The organism is Stagnimonas aquatica (assembly GCF_003730135.1).
Classification (GTDB): domain Bacteria; phylum Pseudomonadota; class Gammaproteobacteria; order Nevskiales; family Nevskiaceae; genus Stagnimonas; species Stagnimonas aquatica.
This window is the reverse complement of record NZ_RJVO01000001.1, coordinates 149,916-176,708: the sequence shown is the minus strand read 5'-3', so window position 1 is coordinate 176,708 and position 26,793 is coordinate 149,916. Positions and strand designations below refer to the sequence as shown.

Below are 26,793 nucleotides of genomic sequence, written 5' to 3'. Positions count from 1 at the left end.
CTTATGGCCGCTGACTGCCGGCATAATTCGCGCCCCTTTGGTCTTCAGATGGCCCCGTGCGCTTCGATCCCGAGTCCCTGCTGGTCCGCGATGTCGCGCAGTTCGCGCGGCTGATCGGCCGCGCGCAGGCCTCCGGCAAGCCGCTGGATGCGGCGCGCTTCGCGCGCGATCTGGAGGCCGCGCAGCAACGCGCCGCCAACCGCCGGGCGCTGCTGCCGAAGCAGATCCACTGGCCGGCGGAGCTGCCAGTGGTGCAGGCGAAGGACGAGATTGCCGAGGCCATCCGCAACCACCAGATCATCGTGCTCTGCGGCGAGACCGGCTCCGGCAAGACCACGCAGTTGCCCAAGCTCTGCCTGGAACTCGGGCGCGGCACCCGCGGCCTGATCGGCCACACCCAGCCGCGCCGGCTGGCCGCGCGCAGCGTCGCCAACCGGATCGCTTCGGAATTGCAGACCACCCTGGGCGAGCTGGTCGGCTACGAGACCCGCTTCGACCGCCGCGTCGGCGAGCGCACGCTGGTGAAGCTGATGACCGACGGCATCCTGCTCGCGGAGTTGCAGCACGACCGCGAGCTCAACGCCTACGACACCATCATCATCGACGAGGCCCACGAGCGCAGCCTCAACATCGACTTCCTGCTCGGCTGGCTCAAGCGCATCGCGCCGCGCCGGCCGGATCTGAAGATCATCATCACCTCGGCGACGCTCGATCCCGAGCGGCTGTCGCGGCACTTCGGCAACGCGCCGATCCTCACCGTCTCCGGTCGCACCTATCCGGTCGATACCTATTACCGCGAGGTCGATCCCGAAGCCGACCTCGAGGACAACGTCGCCTCCGCGATTGATGAGTTATGGGGAAGGCGGCCCGACGGTGACGTGCTGGTGTTCCTGCCCGGCGAGCGCGAGATCCACGGCCTCGCCCGCATGCTGCCCGGCCGCTTTCCGCACGCGGCGGTGCTGCCCTTGTACTCGCGGCTGCCGGCGGCGCAGCAGGACAAGGTGTTTTCCGCTGGTGGACCGGCGCGCATCGTGCTCGCCACCAATGTCGCCGAGACCTCGGTGACGGTGCCGGGCATCCGCTACGTGGTCGACCTCGGCACTGCGCGGCTGTCCCGCTACTCGCCGCGCACCGGCGTGCAGCAGCTGCAGATCGAGCCGGTGTCGCAGGCCGCCGCCAACCAGCGCGCCGGCCGCTGCGGGCGGGTCGCGGCCGGCATCTGCATCCGCCTGTATGCGGAGGAGGACTACCTCTCGCGGCCCTTGTTCACCGATCCGGAAATCCTGCGCAGCAATCTCGCCGGCGTGATCCTGCAGATGGCCTCGCTGGGCCTGGGTGATGTCGATGCCTTCCCCTGGGTCGATCCGCCCGAGAACCGGCACATCAGCGAGGGCTATCGGGTGCTGCACACGCTGGGTGCGATGACCGAAGACCGCGAGCTGACGCCGCTCGGCCGACAGCTCGCGCGACTACCGCTGGACCCGCGCGTCGCGCGCATCGCCTTGGCTGGCAAGGAAACCAGTTCTCCACACGAGGTCTGGGTGCTGGCCGCCGCGCTGTCGGTGCAGGACCCGCACGAAATGCCGCCGGAATCGCAGACCCAGGCGCGCCAGAAGCATGCCGAGTGGCGGCATCCGAAGTCGGATTTCTTCACCCTGCTCAACCTCTGGAACCGCTGGGACGCGGCCGGCGATCAGTCGTCCGGAAAGGGGGGCAGCCAGCGGCAGCTGCGCAAATGGTGCAAGGAGCACTACGTCAGTTATCTGCGGATGGAGGAGTGGGAGGCCGTCTATAAGCAGATCGTCGACATGGTGGGCGACGACAAGACCGCCAAGGCCGCCGTCGCGAAAACGCCCGAGGAGCTGGAAAAGCGCTACGTCGCCATCCACCGCGCGCTGCTCACCGGGCTGATCGACCACATCGGCAACAAGCCGCCGGAGAAGGCCGAGTACCAGGGGCCGCGCGGCCGCCGCTTCAAGATCTTTCCGGGCTCGGCCCTGGCCAAGAAGGCGCCGCCCTGGCTGATGCACGCGGCCATCGTCCACACCAGCCAGGTGTTCGCGCGCAGTTGCGCGGCGGTGGAGCCGGAGTGGCTGGCCGACATCGGCGCGCACCTGGTCAAGCGCGTGCTGCACCACCCGGAGTGGAACGCGCAGCGCGGCGAGGTGACCGCCAACGAGCATGTGTCCCTGCTCGGCCTGCCCCTGCTCAAGCGCCAGCGCCACTACGGCAGCGAGGAGCCGCGCGAGGCGCGCACCATCTTCATCCGCGAGGGCCTGGTGCGTGGCGAGGTGCTGGGCAAGCCGGACTTCCTCAAGAAGAACCTCGCCCTGATCGAGGAAGTGCGCGAGAAGGAAGCGCGGCTGCGTCGGCCGGACCTCCTGGCCGACGAGTCGCAGCTCTACCGCTTTTACGACGCGCGCCTGCCGGAAGACCTGTGCACGGTGGCGGCGCTCAAGGCCTGGCTGCACGGTGGCGCCGAGAAGTCCGCACCCAGGCCGTCGTTGGCGCCGAAGCCGGTCCTTGTCGAAAAGCCGGAGCCCGCCGCGCCGCTGGATTCCCTGGCCGCCCTGCGCGGTCTGCGCTCCGCCGTCGCCGCCACCCCGCCGCCGCCAGCGGCGGTCGCGGTCGCGCCGGGCACCTCGCGCGGCGCCTTGCTGACCATGCGCGAGGCCGACGTGCTGCGTCCCGGCGCCAACGCCGATGTCGAGGAGCTGTTTCCCGACCAGCTGGCCATCGCCGGGCAGCGCTTGTCGCTGAGTTATCAGCACGATCCCGGCACCGACGCCGATGGCGTGAGCTTCCACCTGCCGCTGGCGCAGCTGTTCGCACTGCCGGCCGAACGCTTCGACTGGCTGGTGCCGGGCCTGCTGGCGGGCAAGATCGAAGCCCTGATCAAGACCCTGCCGCAACACCTGCGCCGGCTCTGCCAGCCGGCCGCCGAATACGCCAACGCCATCGTCGAAAGCTCGCAGCCGGAAGGCCCGCTGCTGGAGGCGATCTGCGCCCGCTTCAAGGCGATGACCGGTGTGCAGCTGGAGCCGGCCGATTTCGCGTCGGAGAAGCTGCCCGCCCACTTCCGTCCGCGCCTGCTGGTCGAGGATGCGCACGGCGAGGTGCTGGGTGAGGCCGAGAGCCTGGCCGAGTTGCAGTCGCGCTTCAGCGGCAAGGCGCGTACGGCGTTCAATGCCGTCGCCGCCAAGAAAGCCGAGACCCAGCAGTGGGTGCGCGAATCGCTGAGCGATTGGGATTTCGGCGATCTGCCCGCGACGGTCAGTCTGCCGGGTGGCGCGCGGGCGATTCCAGCCTTGAGCGTCGAGGGCGAGCGCATCGCCCTGCGGCTGTTCGAGTCCGAGGCCGCCGCCGAAACGGCGCACGCCGCTGGCCTGCGCGCGCTGCTGCTGCTCAGGCTCGCCGACCGCGTGCGCGATCTCGCCAAGTCGGCGCGCGGCAAGCTGGCGCTGGCCTTGACCGGCACCCCGCACACGGTCGAGGGCCTGGCGCGGCAACTGGCCGAGCGCTGCGCCGACGAGGTGCTGATCGACGGTCCGGTGCGCTCGGAGGCGGAGTTCCGCGCTGCCCTGGAGCGGCGTGGCCAGTTTTCGCAGTTGGCCTACCAGCGCCTCGATGAGCTGGCCGCTTGGCTCGTCCAGGCCGTAGCGCTGCGGCGTGCGCTGGCTACGGTCGCCCGCAGTCATCCCGACGCCCATGCCGATGCGGCGCAACAGTTGGCGACGCTGCTTGGTCCCGGTTTCGTCACCGCCATCCCGGCCGCGCAGTGGCCGCGCATCGCGACCTATCTGAAGGCCCTGGCCCTGCGGCTGGAGCGGCTGCCGCTGAAGCCGCAGAAGGATGCCGAGGCGATCAAGCAGATCCAGCCCCTGCAAGCGCGCCTGCCCGGGCCCTGGCACCCGGTGCGCTGGCTGATCGAGGAATGGCGCATCGCCCTGTTCGCCCAGGAGCTGCGGGCGCAGGGGGCGCCGACGGCGGCCCGGGTTGAGGCCGCCTTGCGCGGATAATGGATGCGCATTACCGTGCGCATCATTCCCCCGGAGACATTCCTTGCCCAGAACCTATAAGCGCAATGCGGCTGCCGGGGTGCAAATTGCTGAGAAGCAGGCCCCGGAATACGCCGCCGGCAAGCGCCGCCTGAACGTCAGCGTCAGCGCCAAACTCATCGAGCGCGCCCGCGCCGAGGGACTCAATCTGTCGAGCGTGTTGGAAGAAAGCTTGACCGAGCGCCTGCGCAAGGCCGAAGGCGAGCGCTGGCTCGCCGAGAACGCCGAAGCCATCGCCCATTACAACGCCCGTATCGAGAAAGATGGCCTTTGGCACAAGGGCCTGACGCCGTACTACTGACATGACGCAGTTCGATGTCTGCCGTGCGCGCGGCTCGGCCGGCGCTCCTTACCTAGTGATCCTGCAAAGCGATCTTGCCGCGCGACTGGAGACGGCGGTCGTGGCGCCGCTCTGGCCGCTTGCTGCCCAGCCGATGCCGATCCGCAAGCTGCAACCGGTCGTCACCATCAAGGCCGGTGAGCATGTGCTGTCGGTGCAGGAAATGCTGTCGATTCCACGCGGCGCCCTGGGCGCCGTCGTGGATAACCTCCGTCACGAACGGGCCGCGATCATCGCGGCTCTGGATCTCCTTTTCACGGGCTACTGATGCGTACTGCAATCCCCACCCACGAGCGCCTGATCTGCGCCCTCGATGTCCCCGACGCCGAGGCCGCCCGCGCCCTGGTACGCCAGCTCGGCGACGCCGTCAGCTTCTACAAGATCGGCATGGAGCTGTGCATGGCGCCCGGCTTCTTCGAGCTGCTGGACTGGCTCAAGGCCGAGCACAAGAAGGTGTTCGTCGATCTGAAGTTCTTCGACATCCCGGAGACGGTGGCGCGCGCCATCCGCAATCTCTCCGAGCGCGGCGCCGACTTCGCCACCGTGCACGGCAACCAGTCGATCATGGAGGCGGCCGCCAAGGCCAAGTCCGGCCACACCAAGGTACTGGCGGTGACCGCGCTGACCTCGCTGGACCAGGGCGATCTCGACGATCTCGGTTTTAAATGTGACGTTGCCGAGCTGGTGCTGTCGCGCGCCCGCCGCGCCTTGCAGGCCGGCTGCGACGGTGTGGTGTCCTCGGGGCTGGAAGTCCCGCGCCTGCGCCTGGAAGCGCCGCGCGAGCTGATCTGCGTGACGCCCGGCATCCGGCCGGTGGCAAACCGCGTCGAGGCCGACCAGAAGCGCATCGCCACCCCGGCGGCGGCGATCAAGGCCGGCGCCGATTACCTGGTGATCGGTCGGCCGATCCGCGACGCCGCCGATCCGCGCGCGATGGCGCAGGCGATCCAGCTTGAAATCGCCGGAGCCCTGGCATGAGGACGCTCGCCAACGACCGCTTCCTGCGTGCGCTGAAGCGCCAGCCGGTGGACCGCACGCCGGTGTGGATGATGCGCCAGGCCGGCCGCTACCTGCCCGAATACCGCGCCAGCCGCGCCAAGGCCGGCGACTTCATGGCGCTCTGCCGCAATCCGGAGCTGTGCTGCGAGGTCACCCTGCAGCCGCTGGACCGCTATCCCGGGCTCGATACCGCGATCCTGTTCAGCGACATCCTCACCATCCCCGACGCCATGGGCCTGGGCCTGCGCTTCGTCGAGGGCGAGGGGCCGATGTTCGACCGGCCGGTACGCGATGCCGCCGCCATCCGCGCACTGGGCGTGCCCGACCCGGAAGGCGAGCTGCGCTACGTGATGGACGCGGTGCGGACGATACGCTCGGCGCTGGGCGACCGCTGCCCGCTGATCGGCTTCGCCGGCTCGCCCTGGACGCTTGCCACCTACATGGTCGAAGGGCAGGGCGGTCAGGAGTTCGCGCGGATCAAGAAGATGCGTTTCGACGCGCCCGAGCTGCTGATGGAGTTGCTGAACAAGCTGGCCGACAGCGTCGCGCTGTATCTGGAAGCGCAGGCCGCCGCCGGCGCCGACGCGCTGATGGTGTTCGATACCTGGGGCGGTGTGCTCGATGTCGAAGGCTACCGGCAGTTCTCGCTGGCGCCGATGCGCCGCATCGTCGCGCAGCTCAAGGCGCGGCTGCCGGCGATTCCGGTGATCCTGTTCACCAAGAACGGCGGCCAGCAACTGGAAGCCATGGCCGATACCGGCTGTGACGCTCTGGGCCTGGACTGGACCACCGACATCGCGGCCGCCCGCGCGCGGGTGGGCGGGCGCGTGGCGCTACAGGGCAATCTCGATCCGCTCTGCCTGTTCGCCAGCCCGGACCGCATCCGCGAAGAAGTGGCGCGCGTACTGGCTGGCTATGGTCGTGGTCCCGGGCACATCTTCAACCTGGGGCATGGCATCGTGCCCGGGGTAGACCCGGCGCATGCGGGAGCGATGATCGACGCGGTGGTGGAACTTTCGCCGGCCTATCATCACTGAGAGGATGTCAGCGCGATGCCGGAGCCGGCATCGCCACTGCGGTCGCAAGTGGAGTCTGCCGATGATCTCGATGTTGCTGCCGCCCTGGTTTGTCGGAATCCTGACCTTCGCGACCATGTTCGTCGCGTTGCTCTTCTGGTTCACCGCGATGCTGCCCGGCATCCTGCTCAAGCTGCTGCCGGTCTACGGCCTGCAGCGCCTGGCCTCGCGCTACTGCGTCTGGATCGCCCGCAACTGGGTGGCCAGCAACCAGTTGATCTACCGCGTGCTGCACGACGTGGCCAGCCCGGTGGCTTACGGCGAGGTCGAGTTCAACGCCAGCCTGGACCCGGCGCGCAGCTATCTGCTGCTCAGCAACCACCAGTCCTGGGCCGACATCCTGATCCTGTTCGATGTCTTTCACGCCAAGACGCCGTTCCTGCGCTTCTTCCTCAAACGCGATCTGCTGTGGGTGCCGATCATCGGCCTGGTCTGCTGGGCGATGGACTTCCCGTTCATGACCCGCAAATCCAGCGCCGCCGACCGCGAGACTACCCGCAAGGCCTGCGCGGTCTACCGCCACGACCCGGTGACGGTGGTCAATTTCCTCGAAGGCACCCGCTTTACCGAGGCCAAGCGCCTGAGCAAGCGCAGCCCCTACCAGCGGCTGCTGCGACCGAAGACCGGTGGCCTCGCCTACAGCCTCGACGCCATGGGCGAGCAGTTCGCCGGGGTGCTGGATGTCACCGTCTGCTACCAGCCCACCGAGCGCAACCTGCTGTGGAGCTGGCTGTGCGGCGAGCAGGGCCATGTGCGGGTGGTGGTGGACCTGATCCCGGTGCCGGCCGAGCTGCTGCACGGCGACTACGACCGCGACCCCGGTTACCGCGAGCGCTGCCAGACCTGGGTCAATGGCCTCTGGCAGCGCAAGGACGCGCGCCTGGAAGCCCTGCGCCGCCGCCCGGTCTTGCCGGCGCAGACCCCTGCGCACCTCTGAAATCACCGCGCCGGAAACCGGGGCGGTTCCGCGCGCTCGGCTGACGGGTGACAATGGCGCGCTGCCCTCTTTGGAACTGCCGCCTTGCGCTTCAATCAATTGAGCTTCCTCCAACGTGCCGGCCTGGTGCTGCTGGCCCTGTTCCTGGTCGCCGCCACCGGCGCCGGGCTGTTCGTCTGGGCCAAGGTTTCCAGCCTGGAAGCGCAACTGCCCTCGGTCGAGAGCCTGCGCGAACCCAATCTCGGCGCGCCGCTGCTGGTGCTCAGCGCCGAGGGCAAGCGCATGGGCGAGTTCGGCGCCGAGCGGCGCTCGCCGCTGCGCTACGAGCAGTTCCCCAAGCCGCTGCTGCAAGCCTTCCTGGCTGCGGAGGACGACCGCTTCTTCGAGCACAGCGGTGTCGATTTCTTCGGCCTGGTGCGCGCCGCGCTCAAGCTTGCCGCCACCGGCGAGAAGCGCCAGGGCGGCTCGACCATCACCATGCAGTTGGCGCGCAATGTCTTTCTCACGCCCGAGCGCAGCTACGAGCGCAAGATCAAGGAGATTCTGCTGGCGCGGAAGATGGAGCGCGAACTCGACAAGCAGCGCATCTTCGAGATCTACCTCAACCGCATCTTTCTCGGCAGCCGCGCCTACGGTGTCGCCGCCGCCGCCCACGTCTACTTCGGCAAGCCGCTGGACCAACTGACGCTGGCGGAAACCGCCGTGCTCGCTGGCCTGCCCAAGGCACCTTCACGCGACAACCCGCTGGTCAATCCCACTGCCGCCAAGGACCGCCGCAACTACGTGCTGCGGCGCATGCGCGAGCTGGGCTTCATCACCGAGCCCGCTTATCGACAGGCGCTGGACGAACCGCTGCTGGCGCGCGAGCACCCGCCGCAGGTGGAGATCGAGGCGCACTACGTGGCCGAGATGGTGCGGGCGGCGATGTTCGAGAAGTACGGTGAGCAGGCCTATACCGCCGGCTACCGCGTCTACACCACCGTGCAGGCCGGCCGTCAGGAGGCCGCCAACGCCGCTCTGCGCAAGGCCCTGCTCGACTACGAAGAGCGCCATGGCTACAGCGGGCCAGAGGCCAAGGCCGAGCCGGAACTGGCGGCGACGCTGGAGCGAATCAGCCCGGATCGCAACGAGGCCGCTCAGGCGCTGCTGCGCTCGCGGCCGCGCCTGGCCGACCTGCCGGCGGCGCTGGTGCTGTCCGCCAGCCCCGAGCAGTTGGAGGTGTATTCGCTGGAGCGCGGTGTCGAGAGTATCGACGCCAAGGGTTTTGCCTGGACCGGCAAGAAGTACAAGCTGGCGGTCGGTGACGTGGTGCGCATCCGTGCCAGCGGCGACAAGCTGCGGCTGTCCCAGAAGCCCGGCGTGCAGGGCGCCTTTGTGGCGGTGGAGCCGCAGGACGGTGCCATCCGCGCCCTGGTCGGCGGCTACGACTTCTTCGCCGGCAAGTACAACCGTGTCACCCAGGCGCGGCGGCAGGCCGGTTCCGGCTTCAAGCCCTTCCTTTACGCCTCGGCGCTGGCCAAGGGGTACACGCCGGCCTCGATCTTCCTCGACGCGCCCATCGTCTTCGACGATCCGAATCTGGAAAGCGAGTGGCGGCCGTCCAACTACGACGAAGATTTCAAGGGGCCGATGCGCCTGCGCGAGGCCTTGGTGCAGTCGCGCAATCTGGTGTCGATCCGCGTGCTGCAGGCGGTGGGCATGGGCTACGCGCTCAACTACGCGCAGAACTTCGGGCTGGACAAGACGCGGCTGCCGCGTGATCTCACCTTCTCGCTGGGTTCGGCGGCGCTCACACCCCTGGAGATCGCCCGGGGCTACGCGGTGATCGCCAACGGCGGCTTCCTGGTGCAGCCCTATTTCATCAGCCGCATCGAGGACGCGCGCGGCCAGGTGCTGTTCGAGGCCAAGCCAGTGCGCGCTTGCCCGGAATGCCCGGCGGAGATCACCGCCGGCGACCCCGCCGCCCAGCTTGCCGCGCGCACGCTCGACCCGCAGACCGTCTACATGCTCAACAGCATGCTGCACGACGTCACCGTGCGCGGCACCGCCGCTGCGGTGAATGCGATGGGGCGTCGCGACCTGGGTGGCAAGACCGGCACCAGCAACGACGAGACCGATGCCTGGTTCAATGGCTACCAGGCCACGCTCGCCGCCACCGCCTGGATCGGCTACGACACGCCGACGCCGCTCGGTCGTGGCGAGGTCGGTGGTCGCGCTGCGCTGCCGATGTGGATGGACTTCATGCGGGTGGCGCTCAAGGGCGTGCCCGAGCAGGTGGCGCCACGGCCGGCCGGCATGACCGATGTTCGGTTGAATCCCGAAAACGGCAAGCTGGCCTGGGAAGGCGCCGGCAAGGTGATCTACGAAACCCTGCCGCTGGAGCGCCTGCCTCCGCAGGACGACGGCGCCATTCCCGGCCACGAGAGTGAGGCCGGGCAGGCAGCGCAGGATCTGTTCTGATGGGGCGTCGCGGCCTGGGCGATGCCGGCGATCTGGCCGGCGAGGCGGCGCGCATCCTGGTCGAGGAGCAGCTCACCGACTACGGGCTGGCCAAGCGTCGCGCCGCCGAGCGTCTGGGGCTGTCCAGCCGCAGCGCGCTGCCCGACAACGCCCGGGTCGAGACCGAGGTGCTGGCCTACCAGCGGCTGTTCGGCGGCCACGCCTATGTCGAGCGCCTGCAACTGTTACGGCGGACTGCGGTGCAGGCGATGAAGCTGCTGGCCCGCTTCGAGCCGCGCCTGAGCGGCGCGGTGGTGACCGGCGCCATCAGCCAGGCGCACCGGGTGCAGTTGCACTGCTTCCCGGACCAGCCGGAGCTGGTGGATGTGTTCCTCGCCGAGCGCGGCTTCGAGGTCGAGGCCGACGAACGCGACTACCGCTATGGCGACGGCCGCAGTGAACGGGTGCCGCTGGCGCGCTTCGAGGCTGGCGAGATTGGCGTCGATGTCGCGCTGTTCGCGCCCGGGCAGGAGCGCCGGGCACCGCTGGCGGTCGGCAATGGCCGACCGGCGCCGCGCCTGAGTCTGGCGGAGGCCGAGCGCTTGGCGGCGCAGCCGGTCGAGAGCCTGTACTAGCGGCCTGCTTTGGTCGCTCACCGGGCGTTCATCCGCCGGGTTTACGGTCTTCCAAGCCCCAGATCGGGTGCTTTTCAAAGGAGATCGGCATGAATACCAAGGACAAGCTGCAGTCCACCACCACCGACAGCGGCCGCTACGACCAGCTCAAGGGCCAGGCCAAGCAGACCCTGGGGCAGGTCAAGCAAGCCGTGGGCAGCGTCATCGGCAACGAGCGCCTGGAGGCCGAAGGCCGGCTGGACCGCATCGAAGGCGCCGGTGACCGGGTCAAGGGCGAGGTCAAGGAAGCCATCGACAACGCCGGTGACAAGCTGCGCGAGACGGTGACCAAGGTGAAGGCGGGCGCCGAGGCGCTGGCCGAGAAGGCCAAGGAAAAGCTCGACCAAGTCCGCCGCTGAGGCGTTGGTCGCAGCCACAAAAAGCCCGCCGGAAGGCGGGCTTTTTTGTGGCCGGGGCTGGCTTAGCGCTGCGCCACCGGAACCACGTTGCGTTCCGCAGCGCCGGTGTAGACCTGGCGCGGGCGGGCGATCTTCAGCGGACCGTCGCCGACCATCTCGCTCCAGTGCGCGACCCAGCCGACGGTGCGGGCGACCGCGAACATCGGGGTGAACATGTTCACCGGGATGCCCAGCGCCTTGTAGATGATGCCCGAGTAGAAATCGACGTTCGGGTAGAGCTTGCGGGCCTTGAAGTAGTCGTCGTTGAGGGCGATCTCTTCCAGCTTCATCGCCAGTTCGAGCTTGGGATCGTCGATCTTCAGCGCCTTCAAGACCTTGTGGCATTCCTCGCGGATGATGGTCGCGCGCGGATCGAAGTTCTTGTAGACGCGGTGACCGAAGCCCATCAGGCGCACGCCCGACTGCTTGTCCTTCACCTTGTCCATGAAGCCCTGCACGTTCTTCACGTCGCCGATCTCGTCGAGCATGTTCAGCACCGCCTCGTTGGCGCCGCCGTGGGCCGGGCCCCAGAGCGCGGCGATGCCGGCGGAGATGGCGGCGTAGGGGTTGGTGCCGGTGGAGCCGGCCATGCGCACGGTGGAGGTCGAGGCGTTCTGCTCGTGGTCGGCGTGCAGGATGAACAGCACGTCCAGCGCCTTCGCGGCGATCGGATCGACGTGGTAGGGCTCGGCCGGCACCGCGAACATCATGTGCAGCAGGTTGCTGCAATAGTCGAGGTGGTTCTGCGGATACATGAACGGCTGGCCGTAGTACTTCTTGTAGGCCGCCGCCGCGATGGTCGGGATCTTGGCGATCATCCGGTGCGCGAAGATCTCGCGGTGACGCGGATCCTTGTTGTTGCCGGTGTCGTGGTAGAAGCCGGACAGCGAGCCGACCACGCCGGTCAGCATCGCCATCGGGTGGGCGTCGTAGTGAAAGCCGTTGAAGAAGCTCTTCAGGCCCTCGTTGATCATGGTGTGACGACGGATGCTCTGGTCGAAGGTTTCCAGTGCCGTCTTGTTGGGCAGCTCGCCGTTGAGGATCAGGTAGGCGACTTCCAGGAAGCTGCAGTGCTGCGCCAGTTGCGCCACCGGGTAGCCGCGATACAGCAGCACGCCCTCGTCACCGTCGATGTAGGTGATCGCGCTCTTGGTCGAGCAGGTGGAGGTGAAGCCAGGGTCGTAGGTGAAGGCGCCGGTCTTGTCGTAGACCTTGCCCACGTCGAGGCCGACCGGGCCGAGGGTGCCGCCGATAGCCGGCAGATCGACCTTCTCCCCGGTGGCGTTGTTGACCAGGCTGTAGCTGACCTCACTCATCGCGTAGCTCCCAAATATCAAGTAAAGACGTCAAGAAAGGCTGGCAAGAATCGCGCCGTGGCTTGCTCTAGCGGGGCAAGGGCAGGCGGGCGACTCCGCTCTCCACCGCCGCGCGCATCACGGCACCGGCGACGTGCTCGCGCAGGCGGGGATCGAGTGGCTTGGGGATGATGTAATCCGGCCCGAAGGATAGCGAGTTTTGCTTGTAGGCCGCCAGCACGGGTGCCGGCACCGGCTGCTTCGCCAGCTCGGCCAGGGCACGCACCGCCGCCAGCTTCATCGCCTCGTTGATGCTGCGTGCGCGCACGTCCAGCGCCCCCCGGAACAGGAAGGGGAAGCACAGCACGTTGTTGACTTGGTTGGGGTAGTCGCTGCGGCCGGTGCCGACGATGGCGTCGTTGCGCACCCGCTTGGCGATCTCCGGCATGATCTCCGGCACCGGGTTGCTGAGCGCGAAGATCACCGGCTTCTCGTTCATCAAACCGAGCCATTCCTCACGCAGCAGGCCGGGGCCGGAAAGGCCGATGAAGACATCGGCGCCGGCGAGTGCGCCAGCCAGCGTCTTGCGCTCGGAAGGTGCTTGAGCGAATTCACTTTTTTCCTTGCTCAGGCCGGGGCGGTCGGTGCTGATCACGCCCTGGCGGTCGACCAGCCAGAGGTGCTCGGGCTTGGCGCCCAGGCTGCGCGCCAGACGCATCGAGGCAATGCCGGCGGCGCCGGCGCCGACGCAGACGATGCGGGCGTCTTCGAGCGTCTTGCCCTGCAACTCCAGCGCATTGAGCAGCGCCGCGCAGAGCACGATGGCGGTGCCGTGCTGGTCGTCGTGGAACACCGGTATGTCGCAGCGCGCCTGTAGCGCTTCCTCGATCTCGAAGCAGGCCGGCGCGGCGATGTCTTCCAGATTGATGCCACCGAAGGTGCCGGCGATGCGGGCCACGGTTTCGACGAAAGTCTTAGGTTCGCGCTCGTCGACTTCGATGTCGAAACAGTCGAGGTCTGCGAATTTCTTGAACAAAAGGGCCTTGCCTTCCATCACCGGCTTGCCGGCGAGCGCGCCGCAGTCGCCAAGGCCCAGTACCGCCGTGCCGTTGCTAATGACGGCGACCAGGTTGCCCTTGCTGGTGTAGCGGTAGGCGTCCTGCGGGTTCTCCTGGATCGCCAGCACCGGTTCGGCGACGCCGGGCGAGTAGGCCAGCGCTAAGTCCTCCGGCCCCTCGCAGGGCTTGGTGATGCTGACTCCGAGTTTTCCCGGCCTGGGGAACTCGTGGTAGTGGAGGGCGGCGGTGCGGAGGGTATGGCTGGGGATCTGTTCGTTCATGGCGTCAGCGCGTTGCCTGCTTCCTGGGCGCGCATCGGTGTGGTGGGAAAAACGGAGGGCTTGCCCTGTCGCCGGCCTGCGGCCGGGGTGGGGGCAACAAAAAAGCCGCTAGGACATAAGCGGCTTTCTTGGTGCAGCGGGCAGCGGCGATTACTTGCCGTAGCGCTTCTTGAACTTGTCGATGCGACCGCCGGTGTCGGTGACGCGGGTCTTGCCCGTGTAGAACGGGTGCGACAGGTGCGAGGTATCGAGGGTGATGACCGGGTAGGTCTCGCCGTCGGTGTGCTTCACGGTTTCACGGGTCTTGACCGTGGAACGGATGATGAAGCTCTGGTTGGAGCCCGCGTCGCGGAACACCACGGGGCGGTATTCGGGGTGGATGCCTTCTTTCATGGCGGTCTCGGCAACGCCCACAACCGGGCGGATCAAACGAAAAGGGCGCGCAGGATAGCGGCGCAGGGGGCGGATGGCAACTATTTGTCCGCCGGCCTGGCTGCTCAGCGCGGCGCCAGGCGGCGTTCCAGGTGCGCCGGCCAGGCCTGGTGGTTGCGGCGCCGGTCCGCCCCGCGCAGGGGCATCGCCTCGCCGTCCAGGCCCTGGCCGTCACGCGGCGCCCAGACCTGGGGGCGCGGCAGGATCAGGCTCAGCAGACCGTAGAGCACGCCGCTGGCGGCGGCGAGCACGGCCAGGATCAGGGGCAGTTGCTGCCAGTGCAGGGGCGCGAGTTCCATGGCCGGTCCTTATAAGGTGAGTGCGAAGTCGGTAACGAGGCCGACTCTGCCAGCCGGGCCGGAGTTTCCCCGGGCGCTGGGGATGGCCGGTGGAATCCGCCCTCCCAACGGCGGCCGACTGGTGCTCAGGCGGCGAGCCCGATGGGCGAGGCCGGCTGAAGCCGGAAGCCGCGCAGGCCGAGGTCGCTCTCCAGCAGGCTGGCGCTCTGGCGCACGAAGGACTGCACGTCCGGGCTGCCCAGATGCCGCCACAGCGCCTCCTGCGTAGTCCAGTTCTCGTACAAGAGCCAGAGCGCCGGGTCCTCGTCGCTGCGGTGCAGGTTGGCGAGTTGGCAGTCGGGATTGCCACGGCTCAGCGCGACCAGGGTGTGCAGGGCCTGGTCCAGCCAGGGTTCGCGTCCCGGTCGGGCGCGCAGAAAGGCGATGTTGGTGGCGGTCATGGCGGCGCTCCGGGTGGGGAGGGGGATGCGGCCATGCTAGGTGGCCGGGCGCCGGCGGCCCAATACCGGATGCTCTGCAAGTCTTGCCTATTCCTGTGGCCGTGGTCCCGGAGGCGGTCGCAAAGAGTACATTTCGCTGCCTAGTCCTCTTCAGTGCGAGATCGCCATGTTCGATCCCCCGCCCAGTCCCGGCCCGTCTCGGCTGCTTGGCCTGCTCGGCGAGATGCTGCCCGCTGCCGGGGTGTTCAACACCGCCCTGGAGGAGGTGACGCTGGCGCGCGCCGAGCGCGCTTTCGTCAAGGCGCCGGTGCTCTACGAGCCGAAGCTGATGTTCATCTGCCAGGGCCGCAAGCGCGGCTTCTTCGGCGAGCAGACGCTGGTCTTCGACGCCCGCCGCTACCTGGTGGCGGCGGTGCCGCTGCCCTTCGAGTGCGAAACCGAGGCCAGCGTCGAGGAGCCCCTGCTGGCGGTCGGCATCACCATCAAGCTGCCGGTGGCCGCCGAGCTGATCCTGGCCCTCGACGGGCTCGGTGCCCGCGCCGCAGTGCCGCCGCTGGGCATCGCCACGGCGGCGATGGACGCCGGCATGGAAGACAGCCTGCTCCGGCTACTGATGGCGCTGCGCTCGCCGGTGGAAGCGCGGCTGCTGGGGCCGGGCATCGTCCGCGAGATTCTTTACCGCATGCTCACCGGCGAGCAGGGCGCGGCCATCGCCGGGGCGCTGGTGCATCACAGCCACTGCGGCCGCATCGGCCGGGCGCTGCGGCGCATCCACGCCGAGTACGCCGCCGATCTCGACGTGAGCCGCCTGGCCGAGGAGGCCGGCATGGGCGTCGCTGCCTTCCACAGCCACTTCAAGCAGGTCACCCGCACCTCGCCGATCCAGTACCTGAAGACCACCCGCCTGCACAAGGCGCGGCTGCTGATGGCGCACGAGGGCCTGAGCGCCTCGACCGCCGCCGGCCGGGTCGGCTACGAAAGCGCCTCGCAGTTCAGCCGCGAGTTCAAGCGCTTCTTCGGCAGCACGCCGCGCGAAGAGGCCGAGCGCATGAAGAGCGTGCTGGTGCCGACGGCGGCGGTCTCGCCCTACGTCAGCGTGCAGGTGCAATAGCCGGGCTACTGATTTTCGGCTTCGACCTCGACTTCATAGCTTTCGCCGTCTTCCTCCACGGTCAGCCGCACCAGAATCGGCTGGCAGCAGACGTGGCAGTCCTCCGTATAGGTCTGCGAGCCGGCGGAGAGATCAAGGTCCAGCTCGATCTCCTCCCAGCAATACGGGCACTGCACCGCGCGGCTTTCCAGCTCGTACCGGCTCATGAGGGCAGAAACTCCATTTGCAGCGTGTTGAGGTGATTACGGCCGAGCACCGTCGGGCGGATGACCTCGCCGTCGCGCTCCAGCAAGCCTTTCGACAGCATCCGCCCCAGGGCCGGTTCCAGGGCGGTGTCGGCGAGGCCGGTGCGGGCGCGGAAGTCGGCCAGCGCAAAGCCCTCGTGCAGACGCAGGCTGTTGAGCACGTACTCGAAGGCCAGCTCGGCGCCGTCCACCGCGCGTTGTTCCTGCACGCCGGCGGCACTGCCGGCGGTTTCCATAAAGGTCTTCGGATGCTTGTGGCGCGCGCGCCGGAGCACGCGGCCGTCCAGCGTGCGCTTGCCGTGGGCGCCGGCGCCGATGCCGAGATAGTCGCCGAAGCGCCAGTAGTTGAGGTTGTGCGCCGCGCGCCGGCCGGGGCGCGCGTAGGCCGAGGTCTCGTACTGCGCGTAGCCGGCGGCTTCGATCAGGGCCTGGCCCCGTTCCAGCATCTCGTAGGCGAGGTCGCTATCGGGCAGCGTCGGCGGCCTGGCGGCGAACTCGGTATTGGGTTCGAGCGTCAGGTGGTAGTAGCTGACATGTTCCGGCGCGAGCGCGAGCAGGCCGCGCAGATCGGCTTCGGCCTCGGCGAGCGTCTGCTCCGGCAGCGCGAACATCAGGTCGAGGTTGAGGTTGTCGAAACCGGCGTCGCGCGCCATCGCCACCGCCGCACGGGCCTCGTCGGCGCCGTGGATGCGGCCCAGCGCCTTCAGATGCCGGTCGTTGAGCGACTGCACGCCCATCGACAGGCGGTTGACGCCGGCGGCGCGGTAGTCGCGGAAACGCTGCGCCTCGGCGGTGCCCGGATTGGCTTCGAGTGTGATCTCGATGCCCGGCGCGAAGGCCAGCCGTTGCGCCACGCCGTCGAGGATGGCGCCGATGCCGGCACCGCTGAACAGGCTGGGCGTGCCGCCGCCGAAGAAGATGCTGGTCAGCGGCCGTGCTTCAGGGGCCTGCGCCAGCTCGAAGTCGAGGTCGCGCAGCAGCGCCTGCACGTAGTCCGCTTCCGGAATCTGGCCGCGTGCCGGATGCGAATTGAAGTCGCAGTAGGGGCACTTCTTCGCGCACCAGGGGATGTGGATGTAGAGCGCTAAGGGGATCACGGCCGCTCGCGCAGTTGCTTCAGCAAGGCGCGCATGGCGCGGCCGCGATGGCTGATGCGGTTCTTCAGTCCGGGCGTCAGTTCCGCCGAGGTTTTGCCCAGCGAGGGGACGAGGAACAACGGGTCGTAGCCGAAGCCGTTGGCACCGCGTGTTGCGTCGAGAATTTGGCCCGGCCAGTAACCGAGTGCGATCACCGGCGTGGGATCGTCGGCATGGCGCAGCAGCGCCAGCGCCGACACGAAGCGCGCACCGCGCCTGGCCGCCGGGACGCCGGCCAGGGCTTGCAGCAGCTTGGCGTTGTTGGCGGCGTCGTCCGAAGGCTCGCCGGCATAGCGCGCGGAGTAGACGCCGGGCGCGCCGCGTAGCGCCTCGACCTCCAGCCCGGAATCGTCGGCGATGGCCGGCAGGCCGGAGACGCGCGCTGCGTGCCGGGCTTTGAGCAGGGCGTTTTCGATGAAGCTGGGGGCGGTTTCCTCGGGCACCTCCGGGCTGAACTCGGAGACCGGTCTCAGCCGGTAGCCGAGCGGCGCCAGCAGGGTTTGCAGCTCCTTGAGCTTCTTGGCGTTGTGGGAGGCGAGTACGAGATCGTTCATGGCGGCATTGTCCCACGGCCGGCGACGCCCGCCGCTCAGTCGAGGTAGCCCACCTGCCGGAACCAGGCCAGGGCGCGGGCCAGCGCCTCGCGCAGCGACACCTGGCTACGGAAGCCCAGCTCCCGTTCCGCCTTGGCGCCGGACAGGTGCTGGCCGCCGGACATCACCGCGACGGCGGTGGCATCGACCACCGGCAGCGGCCCGCCGAAGTGCCAGCGCAGTGTCTGCACGGCGCTGACCGCACGGACGATGGGCAGCGGCACCGGCTTCGGACGCGGCCGGCCGGCCAGCTCCGCCATCAGCGCGGTGAGCTGGTCCATGTCGCTATCCTCGCCGGTGAGCAGGTAGCGCTCGCCGGGACGGCCGCGTTCGCAGACCGCCAGCAGCCCGCGTCCGGCGTCGCCGCCGTAGATGACGTTGCGCCGGCCGCGCACGTAGTTGGGCAACTGGCCGCGCGCCAGCATCAGCAGCAGCCGGCCGGTGGTGGGGCCGTAGTCGTACTCGCCGAAGGTCATGGTCGGGATGCCGATGCTCACCGGCAGGCCGCGCGCCGCTTGTTCGCGCGCCTGGGCATCCAGCGCCCACTTGAGCTGCACGTAGGGATTGCCGCCCGGCGGCCGGCCGGCGTACTCGCAGGTCTCGTCGCCCGGCCGGCCATCGGCGCGCCTTTGCAGGGCGATGGCGCCGCCGAGATAGACGACGCGCTGCAAAGGTTTGCGCTCGCAGGCGCGGTAGAACGCCGCCATGCGCGCCAGTCCGGCCTCGACCTCGGCGCGCCAGGGGCGCGGCACGGTCGGGTAGGGTGCGGCGGCGTGCAGCACGGCATCGACGCCGTCGAGCGCGGCGTCGAGCCCGGCACCGGTTTCGAGATCGACCGCGACCGCCCGATGGCGCAGGCCCTCGAAGCGCGTCAGCGCGCGCGGATCGCGATAGGCCAGGGTCAGGTCATGGCCGGCCGCCGCTGCGGCGCGCGCCGTCTGCTGGCCGAGCATGCCGGTGGCGCCGAGGATGAGCAGGTGCATGGGCGGGGCCGGGCTGTTTGCGGAGCCGGCATCATCCGCCAAGCGCGGGGTTCAGCGGAAATCGCGCGACAGGTAAGGCAGACCCTCGATCCAGGCGCTGTAGTCGCGGATGCGCCGGGCGACGACGTGGACGACGCCGTCCTGCTTCTGCACCTCGCCAGCGATGATCAGGAAGCCGCCGGTCACCGCCGCCTCGCGGCAAGCTTCCAGCACCTTGGCCCAGACGACGAGATTGACGATGCCGGTGTCATCTTCCAGGGTCAGGAACATCACCCCCTTCGCCTCCGGCGGCCGCTGCCGGAACATGGTCAGGCCGGCGACCCGCAGCCGGCGGCCGTGCGGTAGCTGCGCCAGCCGTTCGTTGGGCGTGACCTTGAGCCGGTCCAGCTTCGGCCGCAGCAGCGCCACCGGATGGCGGCGCAGCGTCAGGCCGGTGCTGCGGTAGTCGCCGACGATCTCCGCGCCCTCGCTGGGCGCGCGCAGCGGCACTGCCGCTTCCAGGCGCGGGATGCCGGCCAGCAGATCGGCCTGCGGCTGGTAGCCGAGCGAGAGCCAGCGCGCGCGGTTGCGATGGCCGGCCAGGGCGCGCAGGGCGTCGGCCTGGGCCAGCAGGTCGAGATCGCGGCGGTTGAGGCGGGCACGGGCGGCGAGGTCGTCGGCGTCGCGGAACGGCTGCTGCGCGCGCGCCGCCACGATCCGCCGCGCCGTCTCTTCGCTGAAGCCGCTGATGCGGTTGAAACCCAGCGTCAGCACGCCCGGATCGCTCCCGTCCGCAGGCCGCGCCCAATGCACGCGGCTGTCCCAGTCGGAGTCGATCACGCTCACCGGCCGCACCTGCACGCCCATCTTCTTCGCCTCGCTGACCAGCATGGTCGGTGGGTAGAAGCCCATCGGCTGGCTGTCGAGCAGGCCGGCGATGAAGGCGGCGGGCTGGTGGCACTTCAGCCAGGACGAGGCGTAGGCGAGGATGGCGAAGCTGGCCGAGTGCGACTCCGGAAAGCCGTAGCTGCCGAAGCCCAGGATCATCTGGTAGATGCTCTCGGCGAACTCGCTCGTGTAGCCGTTGGCGGCCATGCCGGCGAGCAGCTTGTCGCGGTATTTCTCCAGGCCGCCGCTGCGCTTCCAGGCCGCCATCGAGCGCCGCACCTGATCGGCCTCGCCGGGCGTGAAGCCGGCGGCGATGGCGACGATCTGCATCACCTGCTCCTGGAAGATCGGCACCCCGAAAGTGCGGCCGATGGCGGGGATCAGCTCCGCGCGGATCTTCAGCGCCGGGTCTTCCGGCGGCAGCGGCCGGCCCTGCGCGGCCAGCGCCTCGCGCTCGGCCTGCGCCTTCCGCCGCTTCAGGTAGGGATGCACCATGCCGCCCTGGATCGGGCCCGGCCGGACGATGGCGATCTGGATGACGAGGTCGTAGAAGTTGTTGGGCTTCAGGCGCGGCAGCATCGACATCTGCGCGCGCGATTCGATCTGGAACACGCCGACCGTTTTCGCCGCGCGGATCATCGCGTAGGTGGCCGGGTCTTCGCGCGGGATGGATTGCAGCGTGAACGGCGCGCCCTGGCGCTGCGAGACGAAGCCGAGCATGCGCTTGAGCGCGCTGAGCATGCCCAGCGCCAGCACGTCGACCTTGAGCAGGCCCAGGGATTCGAGATCGTCCTTGTCCCACTGGATGATGCTGCGCTCGGGCATCGCCGCGTTCTCCATCGGCACCAGCTCGTGCACGGGCCGGTCGGAAATCACGAAGCCGCCGACGTGCTGCGACAGGTGGCGGGGAAAATCCTTGAGCTGGCGTGCCAGCGCGAGCCAGAGCCGGATCTGCAGCGCCTCGGGATCGAAGCCCAGCTCGCGCAGCCGCTCTTCCCAAGCCGCGCTCTTGTCCCACCAGGCGAGGGCGTCGCTGAGACGGTCGATCAGCTCGGGGGCGACGCCCAGGGCGCGGCCGACATCGCGCAGCACCAGCCGGCTGCGGTAGTGGATGACGGTGGCGGCCAGCGCGGCGTGCTGGCGGCCGTATTTGCGGTAGATGTACTGGATCACCTCCTCGCGGCGCTGGTGCTCGAAGTCGACGTCGATGTCCGGCGCCTCGTCGCGCTCGATGGAGACGAAGCGCTCGAACAGCAGGGTGGTCAGGCCCGGATTCACCTCGGTGATGCCAAGCGCGTAGCAGACCGCCGAATTGGCCGCCGAGCCGCGCCCCTGGCAGAGGATGTTCTGGCTGCGGGCATAGCGGACGATGTCCTCGACGGTGAGGAAGAAGGCCTCGTACTGCTTGTGGCTGATGATGTGCAGCTCGCGGTGAATCTGCCGGCGCACCGTGAACGGCGTGCCCTGCGGCCAGCGCTGGCGCATGCCGCGCAGGGTCAGCTTGCGCAACTGGCTGGCCGGCGTTTCCCCCGGGTCCACCAATGCCTTGGGGTACTCGTAGCGCAGCTCGGTGAGCTGAAAGCGGCAGCGCCGCGCGATGATCAGGCTCTCGGCGATCCAGGCCGGGTCGTAGAGCGCGGCGATCTCCTCGCGTCGGCGCAGGTGGCGCTGGCCGTTGGGCAGTAGCGCCGCGCCGCAGCGCTCGACCGTGGTCTTCAGGCGCAGGGCGGTGAGCACGTCCTGCAGCGGCCGGCGCTCCGGCGCGTGGTAGTGCACATCGCCGCAGGCGACGGCCTTCAGGCCGTGCCGGTGGCCGAGTTCGAGCAGGCGCTCGATGCGGGCGCTGTCGTCGCCGTCGAGGTGGCGCTCGATGGCCAGCCAGCAGGCGCCGGCGCCGAAGCGCTCGGCCATCCACGCGGCTTCGCCGGCATCGGGCTCGGCGCCCGGCAGCCAGATCGCCGCCACCTCGCGCCAGTCGTGGCCGAAGCCGTCGGCGTCGAGCCGGTAGCTGCCCTTGCGCGAGTTCATGCGGGCACGGCTGATGGCAGCGCTGATGCGCGCATAGCCTTCGCGGCTCTCGGCCAGCAACAGCAGACGCGGGCCATCGCTGAGCCGGAACTCGGCGCCGACGATCAGTTGAATGGGGCTGCGCTTGGTCTCCTCCCAGGCGCGCACCACGCCGGCCAGGCTGCACTCGTCAGTGATCGCCAGCGCGCGATAGCCGAGCGCCTGCGCCTGCGCGACCAGCTCCTGCGGATGCGAGCCGCCGCGCAGGAAGCTGAAGTTGGAGACGCAGTGCAGCTCGGCGTAGTCGGGCGTGCCGGGCGGCGCGCCGACGCGATGCTGGGGCAGGTCCAGTTGCGGCGGCCCGGGCGCCTGGTCGTTGGGGGCCTGGCTCATCGGGCGATGCCGGGCGAACCGCCCGCTTCCCGCACCCCTTGGCCTATGGCCGGACACCGTGTCGGCAGGCTCACTCCCACAGCCCCTGCAGATACCAGCGGCCGTCGTCGAGGTCGCGGTAGACCCAGCCGCTACGCTCGCCGAGCGTGACGCGGTGATAGTCGCGGTGGGCGGGCGCGCCGTCCCACCAACCGGTCTCGATGCGCTCGGGCAGGCCTTCGGCCGGTGGCTGGGCGATGGGCTTGGCTTGGCGCAGCAGCCAGAGTGGGCGGCGGCGCGGATGGGTTCCTCCCCCCGCAGGCGGGGGGAGGCTAGGAGGGGGGCGGTTGGGCGGGCCTTGGGTGGTCGACTGCTTCCGCAAACCGCCCCCACCCCAGCCCTCCCCCGCAGGCGGGGGAGGGAGGGCATCGCTGCTGTCGCCTCTCTGCAATAGCGGAGATGTCGCCGCAGGTGGTAGAGGGGGTGGCGACACCACCGGCTGCCCAAGACCGGTCGCGGCCCAGGCCCGCTCCGGCCGATGGTCACCGCGCAGTGCCGGCCGCCAGAGGTTGGGCTCGCCGTAGCGGGCGATCAGCTTTTCCAGCAGCGCCTGCCGCTCGCGGCTCAGGCGGTGCGCGTCGAACAGCGCCGCCTGCGAGCCGCTGATCGGCAGGAAATCGGTCGCCGACAGATGCAGCTCGCGCACCGCCCGGTTGGGGGGCTGGCGGTACAGGCGCTCGCGCAGGATCTCGAACCAGCGCCCCGCGTCGCGGCTGGGACTCAGCAGTTGCAGCGGCACCACGGTCGGCGCGCCGAGGTCGTGGCGCAGCTCCAGCCGGCAGTGCATCGCCGTCACCGCCCGCGCCGAGAGATAGGCGGCGTAGCGCTGGGTCAGGCGCTTGAGCGGAAACAGCAGGGTCTCGACGTTGTCCACCTCGCCATGCAGCTCGAAGCGCGCCGCGAACACCGGCGGCGGCTCGATGGCGCGGTAGGGTTCGGCGCGGCGTGCCAGCAGGCGCTCAAGATCGCGCGGGACTTCCGCGCCGAAGCGCTGGCGCAGGGTTTCCGGGGGCGCCGCGAACAGTGCGCCGAGCCGGGCCAGGCCGACGCTGGCGAGCGCGTCGCGGGTCGCCGCCGGCCAGGGCAGCAGGCCGATCGGCAAGGGGTTCAGCCGCGTCGGCAAGTCCTCGGCGCGCAGGCAGGGCGTGGTTTCGCCGGCCTCCGCCAATACCCCGGCGGCGAGCCGACTGGGGGCGATGCCGAGGCGGGCGGCGCAGTGCCAGTCGAGCAGGTCTAGCAGCACCTGCTCGCGCAGCGCCTCGACGCCGCCGAACAGCGACAGGCTGGCGCCGATCTCCACCGACACCCGCCAGCGCGGCAGCGCGAAAGGCTCGGCCGGCTCCAGCACCTCGGCGACCACCGGGCTGCCAAAGCGGTAGAGCGCGTGGGCGAGGGCTTCGAGCTGTTCGCGTTCGGCCTCGGGCTGGCGCGGCCGGGTCGGCAACTCGGGGCTGCGGCTGCGCGCTTCGGCCAGCGACAGGCCGGCGGGGAGCGTTTTTCCGGCCGGGCCGCCGGCGACCTCGGTGATCAGCCAGCGATGGCTGCCGTGCGCGCCGAGTACGGCGACGCTGGCCTCGACGCCGAGGGCTTCGCGCCCGAGCGCCGGAAAGTCCAGACACAGCCACAGCACGGCAGGATCTCCACGCCTGTGCTCATTGCCCGAGGGCGACCGGCCGCAAGCCGGCGCCGGCCTGGCCGCGCGTCTTCAGCACCTGCACGCGCGGTGTGCCGTGCTCGCGGCGCACCGCCAGACGCAGGGCGGCTGGCGAGGGTTCGGCGGCGCGCTTGAGGCTGCGGAACAGCAGGGCCATGCCGCCGCTTTCCTCGGCGGCGAGTTGCAGGCGGCGCAGGCTCTGGACGCTGGCGGCGTCGGCCCAGACCAGCACGGCGGCGTGACCGGCGCGCAGCAACTGCTCGGCGCTCCACAGGCTTTCGGCCGGATTCGGCGTCTGCACCACCAGGCTGTAGTCGAGCCGCACGCCGCCCTGGGCGAGGCCGGGTGCGTAGGGGATCAGCGGCGGCGCCACGAAGGCGACGTGCTGCTCGGCCTGGGTCAGCCGCGCCAGCAGCGGCAGCACCAGGGCCAGCTCGCCGGTGCCGGGCTGCGGATGCAGCACTTCCGACAGCGCCGCCTTCGGCCAGCCGCCGCCGGGCAGCAGAGCATCGAGGCGCGCGTGGCCGCTGGCTTCGGCGGCGATACGCGGGGCTTGTTGGCCGCGCCAGAGGCGGCCGCTGTCGAGCAGGGCGGTGAGTTCGGGCGGTGGGGTGGCGAGTGAGAGGCGCATGGGGATACCGGTTAACGAACCAGCGGCGAGCCGAAGCCACCGCGAATAAGACCCACCGCCAGCCCTTCGATCACGAGGCTTTCCCGTGAGAGGTCGACGACGATGGGGGAGAAGTCGGGATTGGCCGGCAGCAGCTCGGCGATGGCGCCCTTCAGGCGCAGGGTCTTGACCGTGATCTCGTCCTCCAGCCGCGCCACCACGGTCTGGCCGCTGCGTGCTTCCGGGGTCTGGTGCACAGCCAGGAGGTCGCCGTCGAGGATGCCGGCATCGCGCATCGACTCGCCCTGCACCCGCAGCAGGAAGTGCGCGCGCGGGCGGAAGAAGTCTCCGGCCAGCGGGATGCGGGTCTCGACATTGGGGTCGGAGAGGATGGGTGCGCCGGCGGCGACCCGGCCCACCAGCGGCAGGCTGGCTTCATTGGCGGCCTCACGGCGGGCGAGTTGCACCGCCTCGCTGAGATACTCGTCGGCGCGCTCCAGCAGGCGGATGCCGCGCGAGGCGCCGGGCCTGAGTTCGATCACGCCCTTGCGCTCCAGCGCCCGCAGGTGGTCCTCGGCGGCGGTGGGCGAGCGGAAGCCGAAGGCGGCGACGATCTCCGCCCGGGTCGGCGGGACGCCCTGCTCGTCGCGGTGGCGACGCAGGAAGTCGAGGATTTCGGCCTGGCGGGGGGTGAGGTCCATGGCGGTCGGCGAGGGAACTGTATATCCGTACAGTGCCTCTACCGCCGCCGCCTGTCAATCCTGTTCCGGGCACTGGCCCGGGGTGCCGAAGCCCGTTTCTAGAAGACGGTCAGCACCAGCATCAGCTCGCCGCTGTGGGCGTCGCGGTTGCGGCGCACCACCACCCGCTTCAGGGGCGGGCTGTTGCGCAGCTTGTCGCGGTAGGCGAGTAGCCGTTGGCGGGCGGAAATCGACATGTTGTGCACGGGGGAGATCCGGTGGCGGCTCAGAAGGCTGCGGCGTCGCGCATCGGGCTCCGGCCGTTCGGAGTTTGCAGGCCGCGCAGGGCACGGCCGAGGTCGGAGTCGGCGTTGAGCGGCTCGGCGTGGCCATCGATCAGGTCCTGCACGAACTGGCTGGTGCGCAGGCCCAACACCACCGCGCCATCGGAGCCGCGAAAGCTGAGCCGATCCTGCTCGGGGTAGAGGGCGGCCAGGCACAGCCAGCGGTCATCGCCGCTGCGCCGGTCGCGGACCCGGAACCATTGCTCGGCACGCAGCAGCCGCGCCAGTTGTTCGGGCTGGGCGGCGCTGCGGGTACTGGCCTCCGGCAGCGGGCCGGCGATGCCCGGCGTGGCCAGCGCAGCCGCCGGCTGCGCCGAGCGCGGCGCCGGTCCGTGGGCCTCGGCATAGTGGTCGGCCAAGCCGTCGAGCAGGGCGTGCAGGCGCGCTTCCGGCAGACCGGCGGCCTGCAAGGCTTCGCCGATGCGCAGGGTCAGGTCGATGCGGGTCGTGCGCCGGGCCTGCGGTGCGAAGCTGGCGGCAAACTCGTTGAGCAGCGCCAGCGCCGCCTGGTCCTGCTGGGAACCTCGGCCGTGGCGGCGGCGGATGCCCGCCAGCAGCGGCAGGAAGCCTTCGGTGATGACCGCGCTGGCGCTCCGCGACAGTGGTGCCGGCCGGCGGTCGGCAGTGGCCGGGTCGCTGTTGGCGGCCGCGCCGGACTGCAGCTGGGAGGCATCCAGGGCCTGTTGATCGAGCAGGTGCAGGACTGCGTCCAGCAGCGCCGGCCAGCGCGGCAGGGCCTGCTGTTCCACCAGCCGGTAGGCGAGGGCGCGTTGCTCGGCCGGCAGCGCCATGCGGTGGAAGGCGGCCGCGAAGCAGTCGCCCGGCGTGGCCGGCGCGAAGGCGCTGGCGAGTGCCGGCAGGCCCAGGCTGCGGCTGGCGCTGTCCAGGCGCTGGCGCAGGCGCGGGCCACGCTCCCCGGCCAGACGCTCGCAGACCTGGGCCAGCTGGTCGAGCCGGAGGCGGTCCTCCAGTTCTTCGAGGCTCGGGGCCTCGGCCCGCGAAAGATCCAGCAGGGAGCGGCCGGCGGTCAGCGTCCAGGGGGTCAGGCGTTCGCGGAAGGCCCGGCTGATCTGCCGCAGCAACTCCGCCTGGCTCAGGCGCAGGGCGTCGCCCAGGGCCAGGGCGTTGCGGGTCTCGGCGCTGTTGCGGGCCTGGCCGACCAGACTCTGCAGGGCGGCGTCGAGATGCTCCACGAAGTCACCGGCCAGGGCTTCGGCCTCGCGCAGGGCCAGGTCGCGCAGCGCCGCCGGCAGAGCCGCGACGGCCGGCTGCGGGCGCTCCAGGGCCACCAAGTCGGCAGGCTGGGGGGCGGCGGAGCGGCTGGGTGAGAGGACGGCCATGCGCGCAAACTAGCCTCGCGCCGCCGGTGTGCCGGGGCGGCGGGATGCGAGGCTGGGCCCTGCCG

25 protein-coding genes are annotated in these 26,793 nt (G+C 69.8%); 10 read left to right on the top strand and 15 right to left on the bottom strand.

Features of this window, described 5'->3' with window-relative positions; all coding sequences use genetic code 11:
• Nucleotides 1-56 precede the first annotated feature (56 nt).
• The 9 genes from hrpA (at nt 57) to ED208_RS00770 (ending at nt 10,882) form a co-directional block, all read left to right on the top strand.
• Nucleotides 57-4,019 carry an ATP-dependent RNA helicase HrpA gene (gene hrpA, locus ED208_RS00810; RefSeq protein WP_123209960.1) on the top strand — a complete coding sequence of 1,321 codons (3,963 nt, stop codon included), beginning with the start codon at nt 57-59 and terminating at the stop codon, nt 4,017-4,019.
• A gap of 43 nt (nt 4,020-4,062) precedes the next feature.
• The gene (locus tag ED208_RS00805; RefSeq protein WP_158608382.1) at nt 4,063-4,359 is read left to right on the top strand and encodes a type II toxin-antitoxin system CcdA family antitoxin; all 297 of its coding nucleotides are present in this window, start codon (nt 4,063-4,065) and stop codon (nt 4,357-4,359) included.
• A 1-nt stretch (nt 4,360) separates the two neighbouring features.
• The gene (locus ED208_RS00800) at nt 4,361-4,666 is read left to right on the top strand and encodes a CcdB family protein (RefSeq protein ID WP_123209958.1); all 306 of its coding nucleotides are present in this window, start codon (nt 4,361-4,363) and stop codon (nt 4,664-4,666) included.
• Entirely contained in the window at nt 4,666-5,376 is a 711-nt protein-coding gene (gene pyrF, locus ED208_RS00795; protein ID WP_123209957.1) for an orotidine-5'-phosphate decarboxylase, read from the top strand. The genes ED208_RS00800 and pyrF overlap by 1 nt, the downstream gene beginning before the upstream one ends.
• Nucleotides 5,373-6,434, top strand: a complete 1,062-nt coding sequence (hemE, locus tag ED208_RS00790) for a uroporphyrinogen decarboxylase (protein WP_123209956.1) — start codon at nt 5,373-5,375, stop codon at nt 6,432-6,434. Before pyrF ends, hemE begins: the two co-directional genes overlap by 4 nt.
• 61 nt (nt 6,435-6,495) lie before the next feature.
• Nucleotides 6,496-7,410, top strand: a complete 915-nt coding sequence (gene yihG, locus ED208_RS00785) for a 1-acylglycerol-3-phosphate O-acyltransferase, YihG family (protein ID WP_233574730.1) — start codon at nt 6,496-6,498, stop codon at nt 7,408-7,410.
• Between the two features lie 84 nt (nt 7,411-7,494).
• Nucleotides 7,495-9,870 (top strand): penicillin-binding protein 1A, encoded by a 2,376-nt coding sequence (locus tag ED208_RS00780; protein ID WP_123209955.1) that lies wholly within the window; start codon nt 7,495-7,497, stop codon nt 9,868-9,870.
• Nucleotides 9,870-10,484 carry a hypothetical protein gene (locus tag ED208_RS00775; protein ID WP_123209954.1) on the top strand — a complete coding sequence of 205 codons (615 nt, stop codon included), beginning with the start codon at nt 9,870-9,872 and terminating at the stop codon, nt 10,482-10,484. The genes ED208_RS00780 and ED208_RS00775 overlap by 1 nt, the downstream gene beginning before the upstream one ends.
• 89 nt (nt 10,485-10,573) lie before the next feature.
• A complete protein-coding gene (locus ED208_RS00770; protein WP_123209953.1) occupies nt 10,574-10,882 on the top strand; it encodes a CsbD family protein in 309 nt (102 codons plus the stop codon).
• 62 nt (nt 10,883-10,944) lie between these two features.
• Here the strand turns inward: ED208_RS00770 and ED208_RS00765 are convergent, their stop codons facing one another.
• From ED208_RS00765 to ED208_RS00745, 5 genes are all read right to left on the bottom strand, one after another.
• Complete coding sequence (locus ED208_RS00765) at nt 10,945-12,237, bottom strand: citrate synthase (RefSeq protein ID WP_123209952.1); 1,293 nt, start codon at nt 12,235-12,237, stop codon at nt 10,945-10,947.
• A gap of 67 nt (nt 12,238-12,304) precedes the next feature.
• On the bottom strand, nt 12,305-13,555 hold the full coding sequence (locus ED208_RS00760) for a malic enzyme-like NAD(P)-binding protein (protein WP_123209951.1): 1,251 nt from the start codon (nt 13,553-13,555) through the stop codon (nt 12,305-12,307).
• Between the two features lie 150 nt (nt 13,556-13,705).
• Nucleotides 13,706-13,948: a type B 50S ribosomal protein L31 gene (locus tag ED208_RS00755; protein ID WP_123209950.1), complete on the bottom strand. Its 243-nt coding sequence runs from the start codon at nt 13,946-13,948 to the stop codon at nt 13,706-13,708.
• Between the two features lie 104 nt (nt 13,949-14,052).
• Nucleotides 14,053-14,286, bottom strand: coding sequence for a hypothetical protein (locus ED208_RS00750; RefSeq protein ID WP_123209949.1), 234 nt, complete (start codon nt 14,284-14,286; stop codon nt 14,053-14,055).
• A gap of 125 nt (nt 14,287-14,411) precedes the next feature.
• Nucleotides 14,412-14,726, bottom strand: coding sequence for a putative quinol monooxygenase (locus tag ED208_RS00745; RefSeq protein ID WP_123209948.1), 315 nt, complete (start codon nt 14,724-14,726; stop codon nt 14,412-14,414).
• A gap of 166 nt (nt 14,727-14,892) precedes the next feature.
• Here ED208_RS00745 and ED208_RS00740 point away from each other — a divergent pair, with 166 nt between their 5' ends.
• A complete protein-coding gene (locus ED208_RS00740; protein WP_123209947.1) occupies nt 14,893-15,837 on the top strand; it encodes an AraC family transcriptional regulator in 945 nt (314 codons plus the stop codon).
• Between the two features lie 5 nt (nt 15,838-15,842).
• On the opposite strand, the gene ED208_RS00735 is transcribed toward ED208_RS00740, so the two are convergent.
• The 10 genes from ED208_RS00735 to ED208_RS00695 all read right to left on the bottom strand — a co-directional run bounded on the left by ED208_RS00735 (nt 15,843) and on the right by ED208_RS00695 (nt 26,728).
• On the bottom strand, nt 15,843-16,043 hold the full coding sequence (locus tag ED208_RS00735; RefSeq protein ID WP_123209946.1) for a CPXCG motif-containing cysteine-rich protein: 201 nt from the start codon (nt 16,041-16,043) through the stop codon (nt 15,843-15,845).
• On the bottom strand, nt 16,040-17,179 hold the full coding sequence (hemW, locus tag ED208_RS00730; protein ID WP_233574729.1) for a radical SAM family heme chaperone HemW: 1,140 nt from the start codon (nt 17,177-17,179) through the stop codon (nt 16,040-16,042). Before hemW ends, ED208_RS00735 begins: the two co-directional genes overlap by 4 nt.
• Nucleotides 17,176-17,772 carry an RdgB/HAM1 family non-canonical purine NTP pyrophosphatase gene (rdgB, locus tag ED208_RS17520; protein ID WP_123209945.1) on the bottom strand — a complete coding sequence of 199 codons (597 nt, stop codon included), beginning with the start codon at nt 17,770-17,772 and terminating at the stop codon, nt 17,176-17,178. Before rdgB ends, hemW begins: the two co-directional genes overlap by 4 nt.
• Before the next feature lie 35 nt (nt 17,773-17,807).
• Nucleotides 17,808-18,794: an NAD-dependent epimerase/dehydratase family protein gene (locus tag ED208_RS00720; RefSeq protein WP_123209944.1), complete on the bottom strand. Its 987-nt coding sequence runs from the start codon at nt 18,792-18,794 to the stop codon at nt 17,808-17,810.
• A 51-nt stretch (nt 18,795-18,845) separates the two neighbouring features.
• Entirely contained in the window at nt 18,846-22,061 is a 3,216-nt protein-coding gene (locus ED208_RS00715) for an error-prone DNA polymerase (RefSeq protein WP_123209943.1), read from the bottom strand.
• 70 nt (nt 22,062-22,131) lie between these two features.
• The gene (locus ED208_RS00710; protein ID WP_123209942.1) at nt 22,132-23,730 is read right to left on the bottom strand and encodes a Y-family DNA polymerase; all 1,599 of its coding nucleotides are present in this window, start codon (nt 23,728-23,730) and stop codon (nt 22,132-22,134) included.
• A gap of 22 nt (nt 23,731-23,752) precedes the next feature.
• A complete protein-coding gene (gene imuA / locus ED208_RS00705; protein ID WP_123209941.1) occupies nt 23,753-24,385 on the bottom strand; it encodes a translesion DNA synthesis-associated protein ImuA in 633 nt (210 codons plus the stop codon).
• Between the two features lie 11 nt (nt 24,386-24,396).
• Nucleotides 24,397-25,065, bottom strand: coding sequence for a transcriptional repressor LexA (lexA, locus tag ED208_RS00700; protein WP_123209940.1), 669 nt, complete (start codon nt 25,063-25,065; stop codon nt 24,397-24,399).
• Nucleotides 25,066-25,163: 98 nt separating this feature from the next.
• Complete coding sequence (locus ED208_RS17200; RefSeq protein WP_158608381.1) at nt 25,164-25,301, bottom strand: hypothetical protein; 138 nt, start codon at nt 25,299-25,301, stop codon at nt 25,164-25,166.
• 29 nt (nt 25,302-25,330) lie between these two features.
• The gene (locus ED208_RS00695) at nt 25,331-26,728 is read right to left on the bottom strand and encodes a DUF1631 family protein (RefSeq protein WP_123209939.1); all 1,398 of its coding nucleotides are present in this window, start codon (nt 26,726-26,728) and stop codon (nt 25,331-25,333) included.
• Nucleotides 26,729-26,793: the final 65 nt, after the last annotated feature.